The sequence below is a fragment of the Pseudomonas profundi genome, from assembly GCF_008638305.1.
GTDB classification, from domain to species: domain Bacteria; phylum Pseudomonadota; class Gammaproteobacteria; order Pseudomonadales; family Pseudomonadaceae; genus Halopseudomonas; species Halopseudomonas profundi.
Genome location: NZ_VTPZ01000004.1, coordinates 1 through 20,853 on the forward strand (window position 1 = coordinate 1; position 20,853 = coordinate 20,853).

The window sequence follows — 20,853 nt, forward strand, 5'->3', positions numbered from 1 at the left end:
TGGATTTACTCACGGCTGGCCGAGAAGGAGCGCCTGCAGCGCGTCATCCCGACCAAGGAGTATGTGGATGGCGAAGGCTTTCTTTATCTCGGCCGCAGCTACCGGCTCAAGTTGGTCGATGAACAGGATGTACCACTGAAACTGATATCCGGTCGCTTCCGTCTGCTTCGCAGCGAAGTGGGGGCGGCGCGTGAGCACTTCATTCGCTGGTATGGCGAGCATGCGCGGAACTGGCTAGCCGTGCGGGTTGAAAATTATCAGGTGCGCATGGGCGTCGCGCCCGGCGGGGTGCGGGTGCAGGATCTGGGTTACCGTTGGGGATCATGCGGTAAAGGCGCGCAGTTGTACTTCCATTGGAAGACCATTCTGCTGCCCAAACACATTGCCGAATATGTAGTGGTGCATGAAATGACACACCTGCACGAGCCGCATCACACGCCGGAGTTCTGGCGCCGATTAGAGCGCGCGATGCCAGACTATGCGCAACGCAAGTCATGGTTAGCCGAGCATGGAATTGAAGTAGAAGGCGTTTGACGGGGATTCACCCTTCTCGCTCCCATCAGTTATGCGCAACGCTCGGCTTGATAGGCGCGGTACTTGGAGTAACGACCTTGGGTAGTTCGAGCGTAAAGGAACTGCCCTTGTTCGGGCCTTCACTCGAAACGCTTATGGTTCCGCCGTGCAGTTCAACCAGCTGCTTGACTAGCGCAAGGCCGATTCCGAGCCCGCCGTGGGCATGTTGAAGATGGTCTTCGACCTGCTCGAACATGTGGAAGATCGCTGTGGAAGCATCCAGCGTCAAGCCTAATCCATTGTCGGTAACCGTCAAGCTGGACGCGGTCGGCGTGCTGTCGAGCCTGATGTCGATGTGTCCGCCGCTGGGAGTGTATTTAGTGGAATTGTTGAGAAGATTGGCGATGCACTGGGTGATGCGCACCTGATCGGCCAAGAGCTCGACCGGGTGGTCGGGCAGATTTACGCTAAGAGTATGGTTCTGCGCCTCGATCGCCGCTTTAGCCATCTCGACTGCCGACCATACAGCCTCTCGCAAGTCACACACCGCTAAGCGAAGTTCGATTTTGCCCTGCGTGACGCGCGACACGTCCAGAAGGTCGTCGACCAGTCGGACGATATGCGACATCTGGGTTTCCATCAGGCTTCTGATCATTCCTGCCTGCGGTTCAGCTGGCTTGCGCACGAGCAGTTCCAGCCCGCTCTTGAGTGCGGTCAGTGGGTTGCGCAGCTCATGTGCCAGCACGGCAAGAAACTCATCCTTGCGCTTGTCGGACCGTTGCAAAGCCTCTGCCTGTGCTTGCAACAGGTCACGTTGCTCGGCGAGCAGCTGACGCTGAAGGAAGAGTTCGAAAAAGACATCGGTCTTGCTGCGCAGGATGTCCGGCTCGATCGGTTTCTGAATGAAGTCGACGGCACCGGCTTCGTAGCCCTGAAACCGGCGTTCAGCGCTATGGGTGCCGGCCGTGACGAAGATAATAGGGATCCGCCGTGTGCGCTCGTTACCGCGCATCAGCTCGGCCAATTCGAAACCGTTGAGTCCAGGCATCTGAACATCAATCAATGCCAACGCCACATCATGATCGAGCAGCAACTCCAGTGCTTCGTCGCCGGATTGCGCCTTCAGTAGCAGAAGGCCTTCGCGTCGTAGAAGCCCCTCCAGAGAAAGGAGATTCTCGGACAGATCATCGACCAGGAGAAATTTGACGGGTGTGTTCATCCGGAAATCCTCGACAGGTAGGCGGCCATATCGGGGAGCGACATAACCTGCGCTTGCGGACATGCCGCTATGGCGGCTTCGGGCATGGCCCTGGCGTAGGCCCCGTCCGGGCTTTGCACGATTGCCATGCCGCCTGCTGCGGATATGGCCTGCAGCCCCCGGGCGCCGTCCTGATTGGCGCCCGTCAGGATGATGCCGATCAACTGATCGCCCCAGACATCGGCTGCGCTTTCCATCGCTACATCGATCGAGGGGCGCGAGAACAGCACCTCTTCCTCGTTCGATAGCGCTATGTTCTGCTTGTCTTCCAGCAGCATGTGATAGTTCGGCGGGGCGAAGTAGATGGCGCCGGGCATGACGGGTTCCTTGTCTTCCGCTTCGATCGCCCGCAGATTGCATTTGGCATCGAAGATGTCAGCGAGCACGCTGGGTTTGTCCGAAGGGACGTGCACGACCACAAAAATCGGCAGTGGGAATGCGGCGGGAAGCGGCGGCAGGAGGACTGACAGCGCCTCAAGTGCGCCTGCTGATGCGCCGATGATCACGGCTCCCTTCGATGCTCCGGTCATGAATCCGTCCTCTGGTAAATTTTCTCTGTGCGCACGAAATCACGGAAGGCATTGGCGTGCGTCGAGAACCTCAGACTTTCCTTGGCGCCGAGCCCGAGAAAACCCTGTCGCGGCAGCGAATCCTTGAACAGACCCACCACGCGATCCTGCAGGTCACGGTCGAAGTAGATCATCACATTGCGGCACGATATCAGGTGCATTTCACCGAAAACCTGGTCTGTAACCAGACTGTGGTCGGAAAAAACCACGTTTCGACGCAGGCTCTTGTCCAGGATGCAACGGTTGTAATGGCTGTGATAATAATCGGACAGGGACGTCTTGCCACCGGCCTGGCGATAGCTTTCCGAAAACTGTCGAACGCGTTCTGCATCGTAGATACCGGCTTCGGCCTGATGCAATGCGTCCGGGTTGATATCCGTGGCGTAGAACAGCGTGCGCTCTTCCAGGCCTTCTTCGCGGAAGAGGATAACAAGCGAGTAGAGCTCCTCGCCGGTACTGCAGCCTGCCACCCAGACCTTAAGCGAAGGATAGGTCCGCAGATGCGGGATGACCTGTTGCCGAATGGCGAGAAAATAGCTCGGATCACGGTACATTTCACTGACCTGGACCGTAAGGTAGCGCAGCATCTGCGGCAACATGTCGGGATCATGCAGCACGCGCTCCTGCATGGCTGAAATGGTCGCAAGACCCATATTCTCTTTCGCTTGCCTCAAGCGCCGTTTGATCGACGACATGGCGTAGTCGCGAAAATCGTAATGGTACCGGTGGTACAGGGCTTCGAGCAGCAGGCGGATCTCGATGTCTTCGATCTTTTCGAACGTCTCCATCATTGCGGCATCCACACCCGGACCAGCGAGAGCAGCTTCTCTACGTCAAGCGGCTTGGCCATGTAATCGTTGGCGCCGGCTTCGATGCATCGCTGTTGATCGTCCGGCATGGCCTTCGCTGTCAGTGCGATAACGGGCAACTTCTTCCAGTTCGGATTTATGCGGATATGGCGGGTGGCCGTCAGACCGTCCATGACAGGCATCATGACGTCCATCAGAACGAGATCAATGTGATGCTCCGGTTGGTCGAGTGACTGATCCAGTTTCTGCAGCGCCTCCTGGCCGTTGCGCGCAATCTCGATCAATGCGCCGCGGGGCTCGAGGATATTGGTCAGCGCGTAGATATTCCGCACGTCATCTTCCACGATCAGGATGCGCTTGCCTTCCAGCAGCGCATCACGATTGCGAGCCTTGCGGATCATTTTCTGTTGCTCGTCCGGCAGTTCCGAGACCACTTGATGCAGGAATAGCGAAACCTCGTCCAGAAGCCGCTCCGGCGATTTCGCACCCTTGATGATGATCGATTTGGAATAGCTGCGCAGCGTCTGTTCTTCTTCGCGAGTCAGTACGCGCCCGGTGTAAACGATGACCGGCGGGAAGGCGTGTGCGGCGTCCTGGCTTATGGTTTCCAGGAGGTCGAAGCCGGAGGCGTCCGGCAGTGACAGGTCGAGCACCATGCAGTCGAATGTCTGCTCCCTGAGCAAGGCCAGGCACTCGGCCGCGGTGCCAGCGCCGACCGTTTCGACGTCGTGCGAGCTGATCAGCTCGCTTACTGCCTCACGCTGGACCTGGTTATCCTCGACGATCAGCACGCGCCGCAGGTTCTGCGAGATTTTCGCTTCGAGCGCTTGCAGCACCCCGATCAGTTGTTCGCGTTGTACCGGCTTGAGTGCATAGCCGATGGCGCCCAACGACAGAGCGCGCGCTGAATAGTCATCGGCAGAGATGATATGCACAGGGATATGGCGAGTGCGTGTATCGCGCTTGAGGCGATCGAGGACCGACAGACCAGACTGATCGGGCAATCCCACGTCCAGCACGATGGCGCTTGGCAGGAACTGGCGAGCAAGCTCCAGCGCTTCATGTGCTGTTTCGGCTACCAGCGCCAGGAAGTTGGACTCGCGCGCGAGATCACGCAGGATCAGTGCAAAGGATCTGTCATCCTCGATGATCAAAAGCTTGCGAGCTGTGTCGTCACCCTTCAGGCGATCGTCGTCGACCACGCCTGTGCGCTGCTGCAGCTGTGTTCTCGGCTGCACTGTCGCAGACGGAGTGGCGAAACCCGGTACCAGCGGTAACGCCTGAACTTCAGGTGCCGGCGTGCTGACGATAGCGCCATGGTACCGCTGCGGTATGACCACCGTGAAGGTGCTACCCGATCCAGGGCGACTTTTCAGCTGAAGGGTGCCGCCCAGCAACCTGACTACTTCGCGGGAGATGGAAAGACCCAGGCCGGTCCCGCCAAACCTGCGGCTGATGGTGCTGTCAGCCTGATGAAAGGCCTGGAAGATGTGCGCTTGCTGATCCTCTGCGATACCGATGCCGGTGTCGATTACCGAAATGGCGATCTGGTCGTCGCTCAGCGAGCGCAAAGTCAGCGTTACGCTGCCTTTGTCGGTGAACTTGATGGCATTGGCAATCAGGTTCTTCAGCACCTGTTCCAGTCGCTGCGGGTCGGTTTCGATGGAGCGCGGGGCATCCGCTGCGACCTCCAGTGAGAATGCAAGGCCCTTGTCGTTGGCTAGCGGATCGAAAAGATGGCGCAGGGAATTGACCATCCGTTCGGTCGATACTGTTTCGGGCTGAATCTCCACATGACCCGCCTCGATTTTCGACAGATCCAGAATGTCGTTGATGAGGTTCAGCAGGTCGTTGCCCGAGGATTGAATGGTCTGGGCGTATTTCACCTGCTCGGGCGTGAGATTGTCGTCCGAATTGTCGGCGAGCAACTTGGCAAGAATCAGCGACGAGTTGAGCGGCGTACGCAGTTCGTGGGACATATTGGCCAGGAAATCCGACTTGTAGCGGCTTGCCTGCTCGACCTCCTGGGCCTTCAGCTGAATCGCCACGTTGGCTTTTTCCAGCTCATCGCGCTGGCCTTCCAGCTCCTGCGCCTGTTCTTCGAGTTGTGTGTTTGTCTGTTCCAGCTCGACCTGCTGTTGCTCCAACCGCGCCTGGGATTCCTTCAGAGCTCGGCCTTGTTCTTCCAGCTCCTCGTTGGAGACCCGCAACTCTTCACTTTGAACCTGCATTTCCTCGGCTTGACGCTGCGTTTCGGCAAGCAGTGCCTCGAGCCGGGCGCGGAATTCGGCTGACTTGATCGCCGCCGCGATGGTCCCGGAGGAGTGTTCAAGCAGAGCGAGCACGTTATCGCCGACGGGATTGAGGAACCCGAGTTCGAAGAGCGCTTTGACTTCGCCGTCCGCTGTTGCGGGTCCCAGCGCAAGGAAGCGCGGCGTCTGCTGGCCGAGACTGGAGCCGAAGCTGATATAACCCTCCGGTAGCTCGCCAACGGTAATCGGGCGCTGGTCTTCCAGTACATGGGCAAAAAGGCTGTCATTGCCCTTGAAATGAGCTGGAAGATCGCCGTTTTCAGGGACGCCATATCGCGCCAGCAGCGAGTACCGGCCGTTGTCCTGCGAATAGATGGCGCCTGCCACGGCACCGAGATGATTGCTAAGGAAACGGAGTATGTTCTGTCCCAGCTCCTCGGTTGACTGCTCGCCCATGACCACCGACGCCAGACCCACCTGCGCGCCTTGCAGCCACTGTTCACGACGACGCTCCAGAGTCGCTTTGCGGATCAGGGCGGCGATGATCAGCGTCAGGATTATTCCGAGCGCGCCGGACAACGCGCTGGTGATGAACGCGACCGTATAGGCCTTGTTCATGGCTTCCATCCGCTGAGTCCGCAACACGCCTTCTTCTTCGCGCAGCTCGGAAATCACCTGCCGAATGGCATCCATTTCGGCCTTGCCACGCTCAAGGTTCGCACCGGCAATCGCTGCTTCCCGTCCTTCGCGCGCATAGATGCCCAATATGATTTCCAGTTCCTGGAACCGAGTGGTGACGTACCCCTGAAGCTCCTCAAAACGCCAGCGTTGCGCCTCGTTGTTCGCGAGCAGATCCTCGACCACCTGCATCCGGTTTCTTACCTGGGAAACCGCTCGGTTGTAGGGTTCGAGGTAGCGCTCCTCGCCCGTGAGCAGAAACCCCCGCTGGCCGGTTTCGGCATCCTGGACATCCACCAACAGACTATCAATGGCGACAATGACCTTATGCGTCTGCAGCACTTTCTCGTTGCTCGATTTGAGAAGCTGCGTGGTGTAGACCGCAACCGCCGTGCTCAAAACGAAGAATACGAAGGCGGCCGCCAGGCCCGCAGCAACTTTCAGGTCGAGACCAAGTGTGCCCTTGGTACTCGCACCCGCACTTTTTCTATGCATGTGATGTACGCAATTTCAAATCAGCGCGATGTTTCGGACGGTCCAGGGCAGAGGATTGATGACTGCCCGCACGAAGTCACATATTGCGCTGTCGATTAAAGTTTGGCTGGAACGCCCGGATTGAACGACCCAGCATGGGTTGGCGTGGCCTCTTGCTACCGACCGGACCAGCGGAGTGTAACATTTGCAGGGAGTAGCGGCGAAAGCGCTGGCAGGCGGTAATCCAGAGCCTTCCACAGAAGGCGCAGCTAGCGCGCTATCGCCGAGTGACCTGTCAAGAATGACGACGGAAAGGGAAAAGCCGATTTGTTGCGCCGCGTAGGGCCTGACTTGGCAAAGGCGCGCCCAAACCACAGGCGCGCCAGATGCTCTTTGTCTGTCAAGTATGTACTTGCTCGCGTGCTGTAACGGCAGGGCGGTTAGCACCGACATTTGCACCAATAGCGGCGGCAATAGCGCTCAGGAGCAGAATGGCGAAGGTCCACCATGCAGCCGTCTGCCCCGGCAGGTGCCGATGTCACCGCGATGCTGGGTCAACCAGACCTGTCGATCCCCGCCTTCAACCTTAAGGCGCACGTCCGCCACGACGAGCAAGCCTGGTCCTTGGGCGAACTGGACGCCCAGGTGGGGGAGAGCCGCCTGGCCGGCGCACTCAGCTTTGATCCAGGCTCTCCGAGCGTAGAGATGGATCTGCAGCTGGAACGCGTTGACCTGGGAGAGTTCTCAGCCCGCAGGGTTATCCTCAATTGGGCGTTGTAACCGGCGAGCTGGATGGCGGCTACTCGGATGCCACCCTGACAATCAACGACTCGAACCTGCGCTACGATGCGCCCGGCCAGAATTTGCAACTGCAGCTCAACGCCCAGTCACGCGATATCGCCGGTGCTGAACGGCCGGGCGCGCACCTTGAGGGCACTGGCTCGCGGAATGGCCAGTCATTCAGTTTTGATCTCGAAGTGGGGCCGCTGCTCGATCTCACCGCATCCGAGCAACCCTATCCCGTCAAAGGCAGGTTCGTTTCCCGGGAAACCCGGCTGGATATAAACGGTACCGTCGTGCAGCCCATGGACCCCGGTGCTATTGATGTTTAGGTCCATATGAACGGCCCCGGTCCGGCCAGTCCCAATGGTCTTACGGGGTTTGACTTGCCTGGGCTGCCTGCCTTGCGCTGGTGGGCCGGCTGCGCCGGGATAATTCGTTAGTGCGGAGCGCAAGCCGAGTTAGGGGAGAGCGATTTTAGCGGCGACGTTCGGCTGCAACTGGGCGACCGGCGGATGCTCTATGCGACCTTGCACTCGACTCGATTGAATATTGAGGACCTGGAGCCCTTGTGGGTAAAAGCAGGCGTTAATGGCGATGAGCCTGAGTCGGACAAGATCTTTTCCGACGACTCTTTCAACCTTGAACCGCTGCAAAGCATGGGCGCGCGGGTGCGCTATCAGGCCGAGACGCTCAACAGCCCCAGTGTGCCGCTGAACGACGTGTCGCTTGAATTGGAGTTGAACCGCGGCGTGATGACCGTGGAGCCCGTGCAAGTAGGCGTTGGCGGTGGCGAAGTAACCGGCCGGTTGCGCCGCCGCTGGCGATACTACCCTGGCTGGAGCTGGGCCTGGGGGAGGACGCTGGCCCCGGCTGCCGTGAAACACTGCAGGAATTCCAGAGCTCGGGCCAGGGCTAACGCTGTGGTGCAGCATCAACACAAACCGAAACAAAAATGGAAGGATCGCGTGAATATCACTCACCGTAACGGATCTGAAACTGGCTACAATTCACAGCTTCTCAACTACCCTGGTCTTGTATGACTCTCCTGATAGCGTTCGCTATTCTTTCAATTTCAGTTTCCTTCCTTTGTTCGATTCTAGAAGCAGCGTTGTTATCGATGACGCCCAGCTACATTGCCAACCAGAAAGCGGACAAACCACAGCTGTACGAGCGGTTGAAGCACTTGAAAGAGAGTGTGGACCGGCCGCTTGCTGCGATCCTTACGCTCAATACTGTCGCTCATACGGTAGGTGCCACCGGCGTCGGGGCGCAGGTTACGGTTGTGTTCGGGGATGGTTATCTGGGCGTTGCGTCGGCGGTCATGACACTGCTGATCCTGGTGCTGTCTGAAATTCTGCCCAAGACAATCGGCGCTCGATATTGGCCGAGGCTGGCTCCGATTCTGCCGACGCTGCTTGGCGGTATGATCTGGATACTGAAGCCCTTCATATGGTTGTCGGACCTCGTCACGCGTTGTTTTGGCGGGCAGCCGCCGACGCATGACATTCGCCAGGAAATCAAGGCGCTTACGCTGCTCGGCCGGGAGCTGAACGAGCTGGATGACGACGAGCAGCGCGTCATCGGCAATATCCTGGATCTTCACACGATCAAGGTGCGCGATATCATGACTCCCCGCGTTGTCTGCGAGCATGTGGGGCCGGAGGTTGCGATCAGCGACTTCATCGACAGGGTTGCTGTGAGTCAGTTTTCCCGTTACCCGGTTATTGACCAGAACGAGCAGCCGCTGGGCGTGGTGTTCCGTTATGACCTGGTGGGCACTCAGCAAAGTGACGCGCCCGTGGAGACATTGATGAAGCCGATCAAGGTCGCTCAGGACACATTGAGCGTGGAACCCCTCATGAGCCAGATGATGAACGAGCAGCAACACATGTGTCTCGTGTATGACGAGTTTGGCAGCTGGGGCGGGCTGGTAACGATGGAGGACATCATCGAAACCATTCTGGGCAAAGCGATTCTGGACGAGACGGACGATATCCCCAATATGCGCCGGTTTGCGAGACGGTTGTGGGAGAGCCGCCTCAAAGCAGCTCGCGATTAACTGAGGCTCTCAGAGCCCTGACTTGAGCGGCGCTCGGCCGGATCTGTTCCGGCCAGCGCTGTCAGGTGTCACCGCTAGCTCGATCATGAGCGCAGATCTTCGTCGTTGTATTCCCCTCGCTTGTATACAATGTGGCCCGCCCTTACTGTTTTGCCCTGCATAAAAGAGACACCATTACATGAAGGAACGCCGATCGGCGCCCGCCGCTAATGACACTGATGCTGTCGCCCCGAAAAAGCCTGCCCGAAAGGGCTCCGGACGCCACGAGTCGATTTACCAGGCCATCAGCAACGCGGTGATTGAGCACCGTCTCAAGCCCGGCGCGCGCCTGCGTGAGGATGCCCTGGCCGAGGTGTTCAGTATCAGCCGCACAGGCATCCGCAAGGTATTGCAACGGCTGGCGCTGGAGCAGTTGATCACCCTGACCCCGGGTAAAGGTGCAGCTGTGGCGCGCCCATCGGCGAAAGAAGCGCGTGAGGTCTTTGACGCACGGCGGATGATCGAGAGTGCGCTCATGTCGCGCCTGGCCAGTCGGGTGACGGCTGCGCAAATCAAAGAGCTGCGCGATCTGGCCCGGCAGGAATTACAGGCGCTGAAGGGACATGAGCAGAGCGCGGCAATCAAGGCGTCGGCGGCTTTCCATGGGCGTCTGGCTGAGCTGGCGGGCAATCAGACGCTCGCACGTTTTGTCGCGCAGCTGTGTTCGCGCTCTTCACTGATTCTTGCTGTATACGGGCATCCAAATGATCTGGGATGTGATTGCAACGATCACAATCAATTGGTTGATCTGCTCGAGGCGGGAAATAGTGACGGTGCGGCTGCGTTCATGCAGTCCCATCTGCATGCGATTGAAGCGTCGTTATCCATCGATGGCGTGGAGGATGAAACGCCTGATCTGCACGATGTGTTTGCCGTATATCAGGGCGAAGAGAGCGAAACGCTCTGAGGCAGGGACGCCGGCGTAAGCATGCCGGAGAAGGAGCGGCTGACCTCGGAATTACCAAGATCAGCCGCCTTCAATCGCTGTTACTGACGGAAGCGCTGGCAAGGCGCCCAGTGTTTCATGAGCAGGAAGTAGGTCAGTCCTGCCGGAATCAGGCTGGCATACCAGGAGACTGACGAGAACGTCAGCGCCACCACCGCGCCCACTGCCGTCGCGACCAGCGCCGCGTAATTCAGCCCGCTATAAGGTCCCTGAGCATCGTAGAGATGCTGCAGATTCAGCGTGCGCTTGCGGATGACATAGTAGTCCACCACCAGAATCGCAAAGATTGGCCCGAGGAACGCCGAGTACGTCTGCACAAAGAGTTGCAGGCCGGCCGCGGATTCTTCGGTCACCAGCTTCCACGGGAACGTAGCGAAAGCCAGCAGGCCGACGATGATGGTTGCCGGGCGAAACTTGAGCTTGAACACATCCATCAGGATGTAGGTCGGTGGCACCACGTTGTTCAGTACGTTGGTAGTGACCTGGGCGAAGGCGATGAACAGCAGCGTAGTCATCAGCAACGGCGTGTTGTCCACTGCGTTGGCGAAGACCTGAATCGGATCGGCCACACCGGTCGCTTCCGAGACCATGTAGCCAATCAAGCCCATGAACAGCGTGCAGGGCAGAATCGACATCGAATACAGCGTGGTCAGCAGCGACGGACTGGAGCCGTGCTTGTGCTCGCGAGAATAGTCGCTGACGTTGAGGATCATGGTGCTGTAGATGCCCAGGAACAGCATGGTCGCGCCCCAGAAAGGCAGGCCCCAGGAACCTTCCATGGTCAGCAGATTGGCCGACAGCTCATTTCCGTAGCGCTGCACCGTGCTGTAGAACATATACACCAGCGACGCGAGAATGAAGGCGCTGCCAATGTTCTCCAGCCATTTGATCCCCTGAAAGCCCATGACCGACAGGCCGATCTGCAGGAACTGAAAGGCGATGAAGAAGAAAACCAGATTGTCGAAGCCGAACAGCGTGGCAGAGACCATATTCAGCGCGCCGGCACCGATCCAGCTTTGAAAGCCATACCAGACGATAGCCGGTAACGCGCGAACCAGGCCGGGTAGGCGTGTGCCAGCAAAGCCGAATGCGCTGCGTGCCTGCACCATGAACGGAATGCCGTATTTGTACCCCGGTGCACCATTTAGAGCCAATGCTACGCCGATGACGAAACAGCCGATGGCGATGGCTAGTGTTGCCTGAATCAGGTTGAGGCTGCCGACGACGCTTGAGCCCATGGTGAAAGTGCCGATCGAGACGCAGCCGCCAAACCAGGCCAGCAGATAGGAAATGCGCCCCATGATGCGGGTTTGCTGGGGCGCCAGTGATTCCTCGCCCGGGGCTTTGGTTGCGCTCTGGCCGACGGGTTCGGCTGATGTGCTGGTCGCTAGGCTCATGAGGCTGACTCGCTGTCCATGTTGTTCTTCATTGTTTTGCTCCTGGCTAGGGTTTTGAATTTTTTTAAAGCAAGGTTCAGTCCAGCTTCAGGTTGGAGTAGCGCTCGAAGCGTCCAACGAAGGGCTTGGGCCGGGGGAACGCAAGATCACCGTACTTGCTGGTGTTGAGTCCAAGCCCCACCAGCGCTTCGGCCAGTTTGATGGCGGCGGTCACGCCTTCCACCACGGGCAGGCCGACGGCCTCGGTAATCTGGGGCGTCAGGTCGGCCATGCCGCCGCAGCCCAGTACGATGGCGCCGATGTTGTCCTCGTGCTTGGCACGCAGGCATTCCTCGATGATGAGTTCCAGCGCGCGGTCAGGGTTGTCTTCAAGATCAAGCACGGGAATGTCCGCCGCGCGAATACGCCGGCAGTTATGGCTGAAGCCGTAACTTTCCAGCAGATGTTCGGCGATGATCATGGTGCGGGGCAGGGTCGTGACAATCGAAAACCGCGTGCTGATCAGGCTGGCCATATGAAAGGCCGCCTCTGCGATCCCGATTACCGGCGCGCGCGTCAGCTCCCTGGCCGCGTAGATGCCCGGGTCACCGAAGCAGGCGATGACGTAGGCATCGGTGCCTTCGCGTTCGCCTGCGAGAATCTCTTCGACAACGCCCATGACACTGACGGCTTCGTCAAAATGGCTCTCGATCGATACCGGGCCGCTGTCCGGTTGGGAAGCCGTGATGCGTGTACCGGGCGAGGCGACAGCCCTGGCTGCTTCGCCGATGGTCTCCGTCATGGCTTGGGTGGTATTGGGATTGATGACGCGGATATGCATGGCTGTGGCCTGTAGCTGGATTTGTACACAAAGTTTGAGTTTAATTGTATACAATCAATTCGGTCAAAAAAGACACGATCTGTTTATCGGAGCAGATAAGTGGCGGGTGTCCAGACGCCACGACGTATTCACCATATAAAAAGGTCAAGCAGTCATGAGTATCAGTGCCGATTACCCGCGGGATCTTGTTGGCTATGGCAGAAATCCGCCGCACGCCAAATGGCCGGGCCGGGCCCGCATCGCCGTTCAGTTCGTGCTCAATTACGAAGAGGGCGGCGAAAACTGCGTGCTGCATGGCGACAGCCATTCTGAGAAGTTTCTCTCGGAAATCGTGGGTGCTGAGGCCTTTCCCGCGCGGCACATGAGCATGGAGTCGATCTACGAATACGGGTCTCGCACTGGCGTCTGGCGGATTCTCAACGAATTCGAGAAGCGTGGTCTGCCGCTGACGGTGTTCGGCGTGGCGATGGCTCTTGAGCGGCATCCCGAAGTGGCGATGGCGTTCAAGGAGCTGGGCCATGAGATCGCCTGTCACGGCTGGCGCTGGATTCATTATCAGGACGTGCCCGAAGCCGTCGAACGCGAGCACATGCAACGTGCCATCGAGATATTCCAGCGCCTCTACGGCGAAAAACCGCAGGGCTGGTACACAGGTCGCGATAGTCCCAATACGCGCCGGTTGGTCCTGGATGAGGGCAGCTTCCTGTACGACAGCGACTACTACGGCGACGATCTGCCGTTCTGGACCCGCGAGGCTGACAGTCAGGGTGAGCTGCATAATCACTTGATCGTGCCTTACACGCTGGACACCAATGACATGCGCTTCGCCGCGCCCCAGGGGTTCAACACCGGCGATCACTTTTTCACCTACCTGAAGGATGCATTTGACGTGCTCTATGCCGAAGGCGACGAGCAACCGAAAATGCTCTCGGTCGGGCTGCATTGCCGTGTGATTGGGCGTCCCGCGCGCTTCCGCGCGTTGCAGCGTTTTCTGGATTACATCGAGGCCCATGACCGGGTCTGGGTGACACGCCGTATCGACATTGCCCGTCACTGGGCCGAACATCATTCTGCTCCAGCCGCCGTATAAGGAAACACCATGGCCCAGCGTCCAAATGAACCCAGAACCTATTTCGCCCCCACCGGTGGGCATCCGCCACAAACGCAGCTGCTGACTGACCGCGCGGTATTTACCGAGGCCTATGCTGTCATTCCCAAGGGCGTGATGCGTGACATCGTCACCAGCCATCTACCCTTCTGGAATGGTACTCGCCTGTGGGTGTTGTCGCGGCCGTTGACCGGTTTCGCCGAGACCTTTTCTCAGTACATCATGGAAGTGCAGCCGGGCGGCGGCAGCGACAAGCCGGAAACCGACCCGCAGGCCGAAGCCGTGCTGTTTATCGTCGAAGGCGAACTGGCGCTCACCCTGAACGGCGAGCAGCACGTCATGCAGCCGGGTGGCTATGCGTTCATTCCGCCGGGCAGTGACTGGACGGTGCGCAACCGCTCTGACGCCGCGGTGCGCTTTCACTGGATTCGCAAGGCCTACGAGAAGGTGGAAGGCGTCGACGTGCCAGAGGCTTTCGTGACCAACGAGAACCTGGTCGAGCCGATTGTGATGCCCGACACCAACGGCTGCTGGAGTACCACGCGCTTCGTCGATACGCAGGACATGCGCCACGATATGCATGTGAACATCGTCAACTTCCTGCCCGGTGGTGTGATCCCCTTCGCCGAGACCCACGTGATGGAGCACGGTCTTTATGTGCTCGAAGGCAAGGCTGTCTACCTGCTGAACAAGGATTGGGTCGAAGTCGAAGCGGGTGATTACATGTGGCTCCGCGCCTTCTGCCCGCAGGCCTGCTATGCCGGTGGCCCGGGCCCCTTCCGCTATTTGCTGTACAAGGACGTCAATCGTCATATGAAACTGCCGACCTATGGCGCCTGAACGAGCATGCCGATGAACGAACAACTGTTACAGCTGACCGCCGAGCCGCTGTCGCCGGAGGCCTTCACGGCCTTTGGCGATGTGATCGATCACCGCCACGCCGAGTTCTTCATGATCAACAGCGGGCGCACCCGCCGTTATCATGATCTGGCCAAGGTCGAGACACTGGGCGAGGAAGCTCGAACGCTGATCAGCATCTTCGTCAGTCAGCCGGTGCAGATGCCGCTGGAACTGACCTTCCTCGAGCGTCATCCGCTGGGCAGTCAGGCCTTCATTCCGTTGCACGGGGAGCGCTTCGTGGTCGTGGTAGCGCCGCCGGGCGATGTGATTGATCCAACCCAGGTGCGCGCCTTCGTCACCGACGGCAGGCAGGGCGTGAACTATCACGCCGGCACCTGGCATGCGATCCAGTCGGTGCTCGAGTCTGAAGGCGAGTTTCTGGTGGTGGATCGCGGCGGCGCAGGGCACAACTGCGACGAACATCCGCTTGCGGTGCGGGTGAGCCTGGCGTAATCGGGTTGGCAGTTTCAATTTTGGTCATGATTGGCTAGACGATGTTCGTTGTCACCCGCCTGGTTAAGCAGGGCTTCGGGCATTGCTTAGTATCACTTGGTAATAGTGTTTACTAAGTTAGTAGGTAGCACTACTAATCGCAGCTAAGCGTATGAAAACTTACCTCTCGTCAAGTTGAAGCAACTAGCTGATGCTCCAAACGAACAGATGACGTACGGCAATCAGTCCACTGGGCTTGGCCTTACTCAGCGCTGGTACGTGGCTCGACGCAGGGCGAGACGCATCCAGCTCGCCCTTTACTTCCTCCCGCAAAACTCCTAACCTTCCGGCTGCTTCAGGTTCCTGCCAGTAATTGGTGGGTGAAACTGGGAAGCCGGTGCGTCTGTTTCAGACAATTCCGGCGCTGCCCCCGCAACGGTAAATGAGTGCCGGCCACTTCGGTGTGCCAGGCGGATGATCCAGCGAGACCACCGTGCTTCGCATGGGAAGGTCGAATCATCGGAGCAATCCACTCATGAGCCCGGAGACCGGCCTGTCGCATGTCACAGTAGTGCGGCGGGCACTGCGGGTGGAGCGATTTCATCTGTGTCGAAACCGTTTGCCCTGTCCGTCGCGGCTGCTTCTAACCAGCCATGCCGTACGGGTGAGTACGGTGACGGAGCACCGATGAACTTTGCACGCACAACCCTGGCGCTGGCCCTGACGGCCGCCGCCTGTCTTTCCCATGCTGAACCCTTTTCTCTGAACCACCAGGTCGTTACCGCAACGCGGACCGGACAGTCCCTTGGCGCCAGTCTCGGTGCGGTTACCCGCATCGATCGCGCCGATATTCAACGTCTCCAGCCCACTGATCTGCCAGATCTGCTGCGTCGCACCCCGTCGGTGAGCATCGTCAACAATGGCGGGCCGGGCAAGGCCGGCAGCATCGGTATCCGCGGTAGCGGTTCGGGACATGTGCTGGTCCTGATCGATGGGGCGCGCATTGGCTCGGTGACCAGCGGCGATGCGGCGCTGCAGAACCTGCCGGTGGATCAGATCGAGCGCATCGAGATCGTCCGTGGCCCGCGCTCCAGTCTGTATGGCTCCGAAGCCATTGGCGGGGTGATCCAGATCTTCACTCGCCAGGGCAAAGGCGGGAAAGCCAAGCCCTGGATGTCGCTGACTGCAGGCAGCCGTAATCACCATGCCGGCAGTGCAGGCGTATCCGGTGGGGTGGGCGATGGCTGGTACAGCCTGGGAATTACCAGTTTGTCGACTCGCGGGATTGATGCGCGACCGAGTCGTGGCGAGCCGGATCATGACGGGTATCGCGAGCTGTCGGGTAATGTTCGCGCAGGTTACCGTTTCGATAACGGCCTGGAGCTGGAAGGCCATGTGCTGGAATCCCATTCCAGCAATGACTACGACTCGGGTTACAAAGCCAACTCCGACGCGGTGCTGACCACCCATGGCGTCAAAGCGAGGTTTGCGCCGCTCAAGCCGTGGCGTGTGTCGCTGCAGGCTGCACGCAGCGAAGACAAGAGCGACAACTTTAACGGCAACACTTTTTTCAGTCGCTTCGATACCCGCCGTGACACACTCGGTTGGCAGAACGACATCGATCTGGCGCCCGGTCATCTGCTTACGGTGGGCTATGACTATCTGGCAGATGAGGTCAGCAGCACCACCGAATACAGCGAGTCCCAGCGCAGTAACCACGGATATTATGCCCAGTATCTTGGCCAGCGCGGTGTGCACGAATGGCAGGCGAGCCTGCGCTACGATGACAACGAGCAGCACGGCGAGCACACCACCGGCAATCTCGGCTATGGGCTGACCCTCTCTGACAACCTGCAATGGGTGGCCAGCTACGGTACGGCATTCAAGGCGCCGACCTTCAACCAGCTGTATTTTCCAGGCTTCGGTAATCCTGACATCAGCGAAGAAACCTCCCGCAACCTGGAGACAGGGCTGCGCGGCCAGCACGATTGGGGCCAGTGGTCTGTTAATCTGTTCCGCAATGAGGTGGAAGACCTGATCGCCAGCGTGAACCTGGGCGGCGGGATATATCTGGCGGAGAACGTCGACAAGGCGGTGATCAAGGGCGTCGAGTTCGAGATGGACAGCCAGTGGCTGAACTGGGATTGGCGCACCAATCTGACTTTGCAGGACCCCGCGAATCGATCTTCCCGTCCCGGGCAGGGCGATCTGCTGGCCCGCCGCGCCGAGCAACTGTTCAACCTGGATATTGATCGCCGCTTCGGGCGTATCGGTGTCGGTGCCAGCCTGCATGCCGAAGGCCGCCGCTGGGATAACGCTTCCAACACCACCGACCTGCACGGCTATAACACCGTGGACCTGCGAGCGACCTACTGGTTCAGCCATGCATGGCGGCTGCAGGCGCGGGTCAGCAATCTGTTCGATACCCAATACGAAACCGCCGCCAGCTACCAGCAGCCGGGCCGAGCTGGTTATCTGACTGTGCGCTACCAACCACTCTAAAGGAGCCCCTGAATAACTACTGCGCTCGGCCATGCTGCGTTGAAATCCTCGTCTAAATTGCTCATTTACAGCACGTAAACTGCGCATTTTCCTCGGATTTCGCCTTGCCTGACCTTCGCTCGCTACGTTCTTCAGAGGCTCCCCTAACCATGAAACGAAAAGGGGAATGACCCATGTTGGCACTATCCAAACGCAGCCAGTTGGCTGTAGGTGTTGTACTCGTACTCTTGATGGCAATCAGTCGCGGCAGCCATTTCAGCGCAGTGAATCTGCCCAGTGCGTCCTGGGCGGTGTTTTTCCTGGCGGGGGTGCTGTTGCGTCCGCGCTGGGCATTCCCTTTGCTGTTTCTTCAGGCGCTGTTTATGGATCTGATGTCGACTGGTTGGGCCAGTGATAGCCATTGCATGACGTTGGCGTACTGGATGCTGGTGCCGGCCTATGGCGCGCTCTGGTTTGGCGGACGCCTGTATGCACGCTGGCATCGCGAGGAGTTCTCCAGTTTGCTGATTCTCGTGCCCACGGTGGCCGTAAGTGCGCTGGTGTGTCAGTTATTTTCCAGCGGCGGCTTTTACTGGCTGTCGGGTCGGCATAGCGATCAGACTGTGGCCGGCATGTTCGAGCGCATCGCCACCTACTATCCGCAATATCTGAGCACTCTGGCGCTTTACGTCGGCCTGGCGGCGCTGGTGTACGTTGCGCTTCGCCTACTCACTGGTCAGCAGGTTGCAGCCGGAGATCGCCGGACATGAGTGAGATTCCCGGCCGCGATGAGCGCCACCGCCTGCGCATGCAGCGCAAAAAGGCGCTGATGGATGAAAAGATAGCCCAGGCGCAGGACGAACACGGGCTGCTGCTGGTGCTGACCGGTAACGGCAAGGGCAAGAGCAGCTCCGCGTTCGGGATGGCGGCGCGGGCGCTGGGCCATGGCATGCAGGTCGGCATCGTGCAGTTCATTAAGGGGGCACGCAGCACCGGGGAGGAGACCTTCTTCCGGCGCTTTCCCGATGAAGTGCGCTACCATGTGATGGGTTCCGGTTTTACCTGGGAGACCCAGGACCGCCAAGATGATATTGCCAAGGCGCACGCGGCCTGGGATGTGGCGGTGGAGTTGATGAGCGATCCGGATGTGGGCCTGGTGGTGCTGGATGAGCTGAACATCGCGCTAAAGTACCGCTATCTGGATCTGGAGCAGGTACTGCGCGATATCGCGTCGCGGCCGATGCATCAGCATGTGGTGGTGACCGGGCGCGGCGCGCCTGACGAGCTGATCGACGCAGCGGATACGGTCACCGAGATGGGCGTGGTCAAGCACGCGTTCAAATCGGGCATCAAGGCGCAGCAGGGGGTCGAGTTTTGACGGCGCGTTGCTGTCCGGCGTTACTGATCGCCGCGCCTGCCTCAGGGCAGGGCAAAACCACCGTTACCGCGGCGCTGGCCAGGATGCATACCCGCCAGGGTCGACGCGTGCAGGTGTTCAAATGTGGGCCGGATTTCCTCGACCCGATGATTCTGCAACGCGCCAGCGGTCGCCCGGTTTACCAGCTTGATCTATGGATGACCGGTGAAGCCGAGAGCCGTCAATTGCTGTGGCAGGCCGCGAGCGATGCCGACCTGATTCTGATCGAAGGTGTGATGGGGCTGTTCGATGGCACGCCCTCGGCGGCGGATCTGGCACGGCGATTTGGCGTGCCGATCCTCGGGGTCATTGACGGTTCCGGCATGGCGCAGACCTTCGGCGCCATGGCCCACGGCCTGGCGCATTACCAGCCCGATCTGCCCTTTGCAGGCGTGTTGGCGAACAAGCTTGGCAGCACCCGCCATGCTGAAATCCTGCGCGACTGTCTGCCTGAGGGTATGCATTGGTATGGCGCCTTGCCGCGTGATCCGGCGCTGGCTTTGCCCAGCCGGCATCTGGGTCTGGTTCAAGCTGATGAGGTGGATGATATCGACGTTCGCCTCAATGCCGCTGCGGATGCTTTGGAAGCCAGCGCCGGCGCACGATTGCCAGAGGCGGTCCGCTTCGAAGGCGAGCTGGGCGCAGAGGTTGAGCTGCTGCTTGCTGGCGTGCGTATCGGCGTCGCCCGCGATGCGGCTTTCGCGTTTCTGTATCAGGCCAACCTCGAGTTGCTGACGCGTATGGGCGCCGAGCTGGTGTTCTTTTCGCCTCTGGTCGACAGCGTGCTGCCCGATGTCGATAGCCTGTATCTGCCCGGCGGTTATCCGGAACTGCACCTGCAGCAGCTGGCGGCTAACACTGAGCTGGCGGAGGCGATTCGCCGTCATCACCGCGTCGGCAAGCCGATACTGGCTGAGTGCGGCGGGATGCTCTATCTCTGCGAGACGCTAACCGACGCCGAAGGCCTATCAGCCGAGCTGGTCGGGTTGCTGCCTGCGCAGGTAGTCATGCAAAAGCGCCTCACCGCGCTGGCGCTGCAGCAGGTCGCGTTTCCGGAGGGCGTATTGCGCGGTCATACCTTCCACCATTCCTCGCTGGATTGTGCGTTGGAGCCGTTGGCGCGTGGCGAGTGTCCGAACTATCGGCGCACCGCCGAAGCGGTGTACCGCCTTGGACGGACGACGGCTTCCTATATCCATCTGTATCTGCCAAGCGATCCCAACGCCGCGGCAGCGCTGTTCCGGCCATGAATAGCCAGGCGTTTTCTGCTGCCGAGCGCGACGCGGTATACCGCGCCATCCGCGAGCGTCGGGACATGCGACATTTCAACGGCGGCAGCGTGGCGCCGGAGCAGCTGGCGCGTCTGCTCCAGGCAGCGCATCAGGCACCCAGCGTTGGCCTGATGCAGCCCTGGCGTTTTGTCCGCGTGCTTGATCCCGCTCTGCGGCAAGCCATTCATGAACTGGTCGACGCCGAGCGCTGTTTGACCGCCGAGGCTCTGGGTGAACGCAGCGATGAATTCATGCAGCTCAAGGTGGAAGGCATTCTCGAGTGCGCCGAGCTGTTGGTTGCGGCGCTGCCGGAAGGCCGAGACGCGCATGTGTTTGGCCGCCGCACCTTGCCCGAAATGGATCTCGCCTCGCTGTCCTGCGCCATCCAGAACATGTGGCTGGCTGCCCGCGCCGAAGGTTTGGGCATGGGCTGGGTGTCGCTGTTCGATCCGCTGGCGCTGGCACAACTGTTGAATATGCCTGCTGGCGCACGGCCCGTGGCGGTGCTCTGTCTGGGCCCGGTCGACCGGTTCTATGCGCGCCCTATGTTGGAGGAGCTGGGATGGACGCAGGGCAGGCCGCTGGATGAGTTGATATTTACCGACAGCTGGGACCAGTCATGACACAGCCCCGACACATGCCTGGCT

20 protein-coding genes and 1 riboswitch are annotated in these 20,853 nt (G+C 59.4%); of the genes, 14 read left to right on the forward strand and 6 right to left on the reverse strand.

Features of this window, described 5'->3' with window-relative positions:
• The coding region (locus FZE95_RS06715; RefSeq protein ID WP_150300088.1) for a M48 family metallopeptidase at positions 1-534 on the forward strand (534 nt) is incomplete at its 5' end.
• Positions 535-559: 25 nt separating this feature from the next.
• On the opposite strand, the gene FZE95_RS06720 is transcribed toward FZE95_RS06715, so the two are convergent.
• Genes FZE95_RS06720 through FZE95_RS06735 form a run of 4 tightly spaced genes read right to left on the reverse strand, consistent with a single transcriptional unit; the run spans position 560 to position 6,574 of the window.
• A complete protein-coding gene (locus FZE95_RS06720) occupies positions 560-1,732 on the reverse strand; it encodes a hybrid sensor histidine kinase/response regulator (RefSeq protein WP_150300089.1) in 1,173 nt (390 codons plus the stop codon).
• Positions 1,729-2,301, reverse strand: a complete 573-nt coding sequence (locus FZE95_RS06725) for a chemotaxis protein CheB (RefSeq protein WP_150300090.1) — start codon at positions 2,299-2,301, stop codon at positions 1,729-1,731. Before FZE95_RS06725 ends, FZE95_RS06720 begins: the two co-directional genes overlap by 4 nt.
• Positions 2,298-3,131: a CheR family methyltransferase gene (locus FZE95_RS06730; protein WP_150300091.1), complete on the reverse strand. Its 834-nt coding sequence runs from the start codon at positions 3,129-3,131 to the stop codon at positions 2,298-2,300. Before FZE95_RS06730 ends, FZE95_RS06725 begins: the two co-directional genes overlap by 4 nt.
• Complete coding sequence (locus tag FZE95_RS06735) at positions 3,128-6,574, reverse strand: response regulator (protein ID WP_150300092.1); 3,447 nt, start codon at positions 6,572-6,574, stop codon at positions 3,128-3,130. The genes FZE95_RS06730 and FZE95_RS06735 overlap by 4 nt, the downstream gene beginning before the upstream one ends.
• Positions 6,575-7,060: 486 nt before the next feature.
• Here FZE95_RS06735 and FZE95_RS06740 point away from each other — a divergent pair, with 486 nt between their 5' ends.
• The 5 genes from FZE95_RS06740 to FZE95_RS06760 all read left to right on the forward strand — a co-directional run bounded on the left by FZE95_RS06740 (position 7,061) and on the right by FZE95_RS06760 (position 10,341).
• Entirely contained in the window at positions 7,061-7,333 is a 273-nt protein-coding gene (locus FZE95_RS06740; protein WP_150300093.1) for an AsmA-like C-terminal region-containing protein, read from the forward strand.
• Positions 7,321-7,665 (forward strand): hypothetical protein, encoded by a 345-nt coding sequence (locus FZE95_RS06745; protein WP_150300094.1) that lies wholly within the window; start codon positions 7,321-7,323, stop codon positions 7,663-7,665. The genes FZE95_RS06740 and FZE95_RS06745 overlap by 13 nt, the downstream gene beginning before the upstream one ends.
• Positions 7,666-7,848: 183 nt before the next feature.
• Positions 7,849-8,376: an AsmA family protein gene (locus FZE95_RS06750; RefSeq protein ID WP_223824991.1), complete on the forward strand. Its 528-nt coding sequence runs from the start codon at positions 7,849-7,851 to the stop codon at positions 8,374-8,376.
• On the forward strand, positions 8,373-9,395 hold the full coding sequence (locus tag FZE95_RS06755) for a CNNM domain-containing protein (RefSeq protein ID WP_150300096.1): 1,023 nt from the start codon (positions 8,373-8,375) through the stop codon (positions 9,393-9,395). The genes FZE95_RS06750 and FZE95_RS06755 overlap by 4 nt, the downstream gene beginning before the upstream one ends.
• A 178-nt stretch (positions 9,396-9,573) precedes the next feature.
• Positions 9,574-10,341, forward strand: coding sequence for a GntR family transcriptional regulator (locus FZE95_RS06760; protein WP_150300097.1), 768 nt, complete (start codon positions 9,574-9,576; stop codon positions 10,339-10,341).
• Between the two features lie 80 nt (positions 10,342-10,421).
• Here the strand turns inward: FZE95_RS06760 and FZE95_RS06765 are convergent, their stop codons facing one another.
• Both FZE95_RS06765 and FZE95_RS06770 read right to left on the reverse strand, forming a co-directional pair.
• Positions 10,422-11,777, reverse strand: coding sequence for an NCS1 family transporter (locus tag FZE95_RS06765; RefSeq protein WP_150300098.1), 1,356 nt, complete (start codon positions 11,775-11,777; stop codon positions 10,422-10,424).
• A 76-nt stretch (positions 11,778-11,853) separates the two neighbouring features.
• A complete protein-coding gene (locus FZE95_RS06770) occupies positions 11,854-12,597 on the reverse strand; it encodes an aspartate/glutamate racemase family protein (protein WP_150300099.1) in 744 nt (247 codons plus the stop codon).
• Positions 12,598-12,757: 160 nt separating this feature from the next.
• Between FZE95_RS06770 and puuE the strand changes: the two genes are divergently transcribed.
• The 8 genes from puuE (at position 12,758) to bluB (ending at position 20,829) form a co-directional block, all read left to right on the forward strand.
• Positions 12,758-13,687 (forward strand): allantoinase PuuE, encoded by a 930-nt coding sequence (gene puuE / locus FZE95_RS06775; protein ID WP_263398682.1) that lies wholly within the window; start codon positions 12,758-12,760, stop codon positions 13,685-13,687.
• Between the two features lie 9 nt (positions 13,688-13,696).
• Complete coding sequence (locus FZE95_RS06780) at positions 13,697-14,545, forward strand: bifunctional allantoicase/(S)-ureidoglycine aminohydrolase (protein WP_150300101.1); 849 nt, start codon at positions 13,697-13,699, stop codon at positions 14,543-14,545.
• A 24-nt stretch (positions 14,546-14,569) separates the two neighbouring features.
• Positions 14,570-15,058 carry an ureidoglycolate lyase gene (locus FZE95_RS06785; RefSeq protein ID WP_150300335.1) on the forward strand — a complete coding sequence of 163 codons (489 nt, stop codon included), beginning with the start codon at positions 14,570-14,572 and terminating at the stop codon, positions 15,056-15,058.
• A 319-nt stretch (positions 15,059-15,377) separates the two neighbouring features.
• Positions 15,378-15,608: riboswitch (cobalamin riboswitch) on the forward strand.
• Between the two features lie 116 nt (positions 15,609-15,724).
• Positions 15,725-17,539: a TonB-dependent vitamin B12 receptor gene (gene btuB, locus FZE95_RS06790; RefSeq protein ID WP_150300102.1), complete on the forward strand. Its 1,815-nt coding sequence runs from the start codon at positions 15,725-15,727 to the stop codon at positions 17,537-17,539.
• A gap of 173 nt (positions 17,540-17,712) precedes the next feature.
• Entirely contained in the window at positions 17,713-18,288 is a 576-nt protein-coding gene (locus tag FZE95_RS06795) for a hypothetical protein (RefSeq protein WP_150300103.1), read from the forward strand.
• Positions 18,285-18,896: a cob(I)yrinic acid a,c-diamide adenosyltransferase gene (gene cobO / locus FZE95_RS06800; RefSeq protein ID WP_150300104.1), complete on the forward strand. Its 612-nt coding sequence runs from the start codon at positions 18,285-18,287 to the stop codon at positions 18,894-18,896. Before FZE95_RS06795 ends, cobO begins: the two co-directional genes overlap by 4 nt.
• A complete protein-coding gene (locus tag FZE95_RS06805) occupies positions 18,893-20,185 on the forward strand; it encodes a cobyrinate a,c-diamide synthase (protein WP_150300105.1) in 1,293 nt (430 codons plus the stop codon). Before cobO ends, FZE95_RS06805 begins: the two co-directional genes overlap by 4 nt.
• Positions 20,182-20,829, forward strand: a complete 648-nt coding sequence (gene bluB / locus FZE95_RS06810; RefSeq protein WP_150300106.1) for a 5,6-dimethylbenzimidazole synthase — start codon at positions 20,182-20,184, stop codon at positions 20,827-20,829. The genes FZE95_RS06805 and bluB overlap by 4 nt, the downstream gene beginning before the upstream one ends.
• The last annotated feature ends 24 nt before the right edge of the window (positions 20,830-20,853 follow it).